The sequence below is a fragment of the Pseudomonas fluorescens genome, assembly GCF_902497895.1.
Taxonomy (GTDB): domain Bacteria; phylum Pseudomonadota; class Gammaproteobacteria; order Pseudomonadales; family Pseudomonadaceae; genus Aquipseudomonas; species Aquipseudomonas fluorescens_BP.
Genome location: NZ_CABVHQ010000137.1, coordinates 1 through 3,884, shown reverse-complemented (window position 1 = coordinate 3,884; position 3,884 = coordinate 1). Strand labels below are relative to the sequence as shown.

The window sequence follows — 3,884 nt, the reverse complement described above, 5'->3', positions numbered from 1 at the left end:
GCTGGCGGAGCCTGCGATCTTTTCGGCGGATACCACCATCGCCAGGATCAAAAGATCGCAGCCTGCGGCAGCTCCTACGGGCACCCACGACATTGCAGGGGCATGCGGTCGGCGTAGGAGCTGGCGGAGCCTGCGATCTTTTCGGCGGATACCACCATCGCCAGGATCAAAAGATCGCAGCCTGCGGCAGCTCCTACGGGCAATGCAGTTCTCTCAAGCGGAGCAGCCTTGCGATCCAACTGCAAGTTGCGGCGATGGGCCGGTTTTGTGTCGTTTATCTCAAGCGTCATGCCCAAAAATTAAACCGACGTCAAAATGCCACTATTTAGTGTAGATTCGCCGACTCAAGGCTCGGAAAGGGTCGGGAATGGAACAACACTAAAGGAATTCGGCATGCCCGCACTTCGCAATTTGACCGCCGCTGTGCTCATAGCATTGACCACAGGTTGCGCTACAGGCCTTGACCCGTATCAAGAGGCGGAGCTCGCCAACTATCGCGCCAATAACCTCGCCGTGCAGGAGAAGAGTACAGCCCTCGCCGCCGGCCTCGGTCTTCTGCCGGGTGTAGGCTCCTTTTATGGTCGCGCCTATGGCTATGGCGTAGCGAATCTCCTGCTTTGGCCCTTCTCCATGATTTGGGATCCAATAAGCGGGCATCACGCGGCGGAGTTCATCAACTATCAAGCCACCAAAGCCCACATCACCAAGTTGAAAAGGCGTGAGGTGCTAATGCTTGATAACAAGTTGGATGCGAATGAGATCGACCTGAATCAGTACGCGCGAGAAAAGCAGAAGGTTGAAGAAAAGTACTCATACACTCTTTGATCAATTCAGGGCTCTCGCCTGGCAGACTGCGGGATTGGTGATGCACACAAAATCTGTACACAACCCGGTCCCCGTGTAGGAGCTGCCGCAGGCTGCGATCTTTTGACCCTGGCGACGGTGGCCTCCGCCGAAAAGATCGCAGCCTATCGGCAGCTCCTACGCCGACCGCATGCACCTGCAATATCGTGGGTGCCCGCCATTCCCCGTGTAGGAGCTGCCGCAGGCTGCGATCTTTTGATCCTGGCGATGGTGGCCTCCGCCGAAAAGATCGCAGCCTATCGGCAGCTCCTACGCTGACCGCATGCACCTGCAATATCGTGGGTGCCCGCCATTCCCCGTGTAGGAGCTGCCGCAGGCTGCGATCTTTTGATCCTGGCGACGGTGGCCTCCGCCGAAAAGATCGCAGCCTATCGGCAGCTCCTACGCTGACCGCATGCATCTGCAATGTCGTGGGTGCCCGCCATTCCCCCGTGTAGGAGCTGCCGCAGGCTGCGATCTTTTGATCCTGGCGACGGTGGCCTCCGCCGAAAAGATCGCAGCCTATCGGCAGCTCCTACGCCGACCGCATGCACCTGCAATGTCGTGGGTGCCCGCAGTTCCTCTGTAGGAGCCTGCTCGCGATGGGTCGCGCAGCGACCCCCCCCAAAAAAACGCCCATAAAAAACCCGGCATCAAGGCCGGGTCCAGGAAGCGTTGAGGCTATGTGTCAGTCTTGCTTCGCAGGCTTGACCAATCGCTTTTCCAGCTCGCGACATGCGCTCTGGATCATGGTTTCAGTGATCGGTACTTCGCGCCCTTGAGCGTCGATAATGGAGCACCCCAGTGATTGGTCTGGCTGGGTGCGGATCACTTCAATCTTGTCATCGCTACTGTGTTGCAAGGACATGTGCCTGTCTCCTCATCAGGTTGTGCGCTCTTACTGTATAGCCGACAAGTGACCACTCTGTGACAACTCCGTACAGGGCAGCAAAGCGGCATCACTAGTCGACCAGATATAACCTCGAACTTCCACCCGAACTTTAGATCAATAACATCTAGGCTCTAGTGTCAGAGGTCATATTTAACCTCACTCATTCTGATTTACCGAGTTCCAGCCGATGGGCGGGTGTAGGCTGGGCTGCGCTTCTCCCTTCTGGCTATGCTTTTGGATGGTTTCCATGCTCTCTGCCACTCAACGCCGTGCAATCCGCCTGGCCACTCATTTTGTCGCGCCGTACCGCTGGCAGGCACTCGGCGCCTTGCTGGCGTTGATCGTCACGGCGGGGATCACCTTGTCCATGGGCCAGGGGATCCGGTTGGTGGTGGATCAGGGGTTCATGACCCAGTCGCCACAATTGCTCAACCAGTCCATCGGCCTGTTTCTGTTGCTGGTAGTTGGGCTGGCGGTGGGCACTTTTGTGCGTTTCTATCTGGTGTCGTGGATCGGCGAGCGCTGCGTGGCGGATATTCGTCGGCAGGTGTTCAACCATTTGATCTACTTGCACCCGGGATTTTATGAAAACAACCGAAGTTCGGAAATCCAGTCGCGGTTGACCACCGACACTACGCTGTTGCAATCGGTGATCGGCTCATCGCTGTCGCTGTTTCTGCGCAATGCCTTGATGGTCATCGGCGGGATAGTGTTGTTGTTTATCACCAATCCCAAACTGACCAGCATTGTGGTCGTGGCCTTGCCGCTGGTATTGGCGCCGATCCTGATTTTCGGTCGACGAGTACGCAGCCTGTCGCGCCTGAGCCAGGACCGCATCGCCGATGTCGGCAGCTACGTGTCGGAAGCCCTCGGCCAGATCAAGACCGTGCAGGCTTACAATCATCAGCCCCAGGACGAACAGCGCTTTGCCGCGACGGTGGAGCAGGCCTTTATCACCGCCCGCCAACGTATCTTCCAGCGCGCCTGGCTGATTACCCTGGTGATCGTGCTGGTGCTGGGGGCCGTCGGGGTGATGCTCTGGGTTGGCGGCATGGACGTGATCGCCGGGCGGATCAGCGCGGGCGAACTGGCCGCGTTCGTTTTTTACAGCCTGATCGTCGGCGGCGCCTTCGGCACGTTGAGCGAAGTGATCGGCGAGCTGCAGCGCGCGGCCGGGGCCGCCGAGCGGATTGCCGAGTTGTTGCGCTCGGAAAACATCATCCAGGCGCCAGACACCGGCGCGACCCCATTGCCTGAGCGGGTCGACGGTAATCTGCTGCTGGAGGAGTTGCGTTTTTCCTACCCGTCGCGGCCGGAAAGTTATGCCATCGACGGCCTGAGTCTGACCATCAAGGCCGGCGAAACCCTGGCGCTGGTCGGGCCTTCCGGGGCGGGCAAGTCGACTATCTTCGACCTGCTGCTGCGTTTTTATGATCCGCAGCAGGGCCGAATCCTGCTCGATGGGCATCCCTTGACCCAACTTGAGCCACTCGACCTGCGCCGCTGCTTTGCCCTGGTCTCGCAAAGCCCGGCGCTGTTTTTCGGCAGCATCGAGGAGAACATTCGCTACGGCAATCCATCGGCGACCTTCGCCCAGGTCGAAGAGGCCGCACGCATTGCCCACGCCCATGATTTTATCCTGCAGATGCCCCACGGCTACCAGACCCACCTCGGCGATGCCGGCCTCGGCCTCTCCGGCGGCCAGCGGCAACGCCTGGCAATCGCCCGGGCGCTGCTGGTCGACGCACCGATCCTGCTGCTGGACGAAGCCACCAGCGCCCTCGACGCCCAGAGCGAACACCTGATCCAGCAAGCGTTGCCCAGCCTGATGAAAAACCGCACCACCCTGGTCATCGCCCACCGCCTGGCCACGGTCAAAAACGCCGACCGCATCGCGGTGATGGACCAGGGGAAACTGGTAGCGATCGGCACCCATCACCAATTGATCGCCAGCAACGCGTTGTATGCCCGGTTGGCGGCGTTGCAATTCAGTGACGACAAGCCTGAACTCGATGTCCGACCGTAGGAGCTGCCGCAGGCTGCGATCTGTTGATCCTGGCGATTGTGGCGTCCGCCGAAAAGATCGCAGCCTGTCGGCAGCTCCTACGCCGACCGCGTATGCCGGCAATCTCATGGTTGTCCGCAATCC

Annotated in this window: 4 protein-coding genes; 3 read left to right on the top strand and 1 reads right to left on the bottom strand. The window is 59.4% G+C overall.

What is annotated here, in order from left to right; translation table 11 throughout:
* Together F8N21_RS31225 and F8N21_RS29975 are read left to right on the top strand one after the other, a co-directional pair.
* The coding region (locus F8N21_RS31225) for a hypothetical protein (RefSeq protein WP_224788322.1) at positions 1-329 on the top strand (329 nt) is incomplete at its 5' end.
* 64 nt (positions 330-393) lie between these two features.
* On the top strand, positions 394-825 hold the full coding sequence (locus F8N21_RS29975) for a hypothetical protein (protein WP_150645562.1): 432 nt from the start codon (positions 394-396) through the stop codon (positions 823-825).
* Positions 826-1,531: 706 nt separating this feature from the next.
* Here F8N21_RS29975 and F8N21_RS29970 read toward each other — a convergent pair.
* A complete protein-coding gene (locus F8N21_RS29970; RefSeq protein ID WP_150645561.1) occupies positions 1,532-1,711 on the bottom strand; it encodes a PA1571 family protein in 180 nt (59 codons plus the stop codon).
* A 262-nt stretch (positions 1,712-1,973) separates the two neighbouring features.
* On the opposite strand from F8N21_RS29970, the gene F8N21_RS29965 reads away from it, so the two are divergent.
* Positions 1,974-3,761 (top strand): ABC transporter transmembrane domain-containing protein, encoded by a 1,788-nt coding sequence (locus F8N21_RS29965; protein ID WP_150645560.1) that lies wholly within the window; start codon positions 1,974-1,976, stop codon positions 3,759-3,761.
* Positions 3,762-3,884 lie beyond the last annotated feature (123 nt).

Coding starts and splice junctions, on each gene's coding strand:
- F8N21_RS29975 (WP_150645562.1), top strand. CDS start 394: ATGCCCGCACTTCGCAATTTGACCGCCGCTGTGCTCATAGCATTGACC.
- F8N21_RS29965 (WP_150645560.1), top strand. CDS start 1,974: ATGGTTTCCATGCTCTCTGCCACTCAACGCCGTGCAATCCGCCTGGCC.
- F8N21_RS29970 (WP_150645561.1), bottom strand. CDS start 1,711: ATGTCCTTGCAACACAGTAGCGATGACAAGATTGAAGTGATCCGCACC.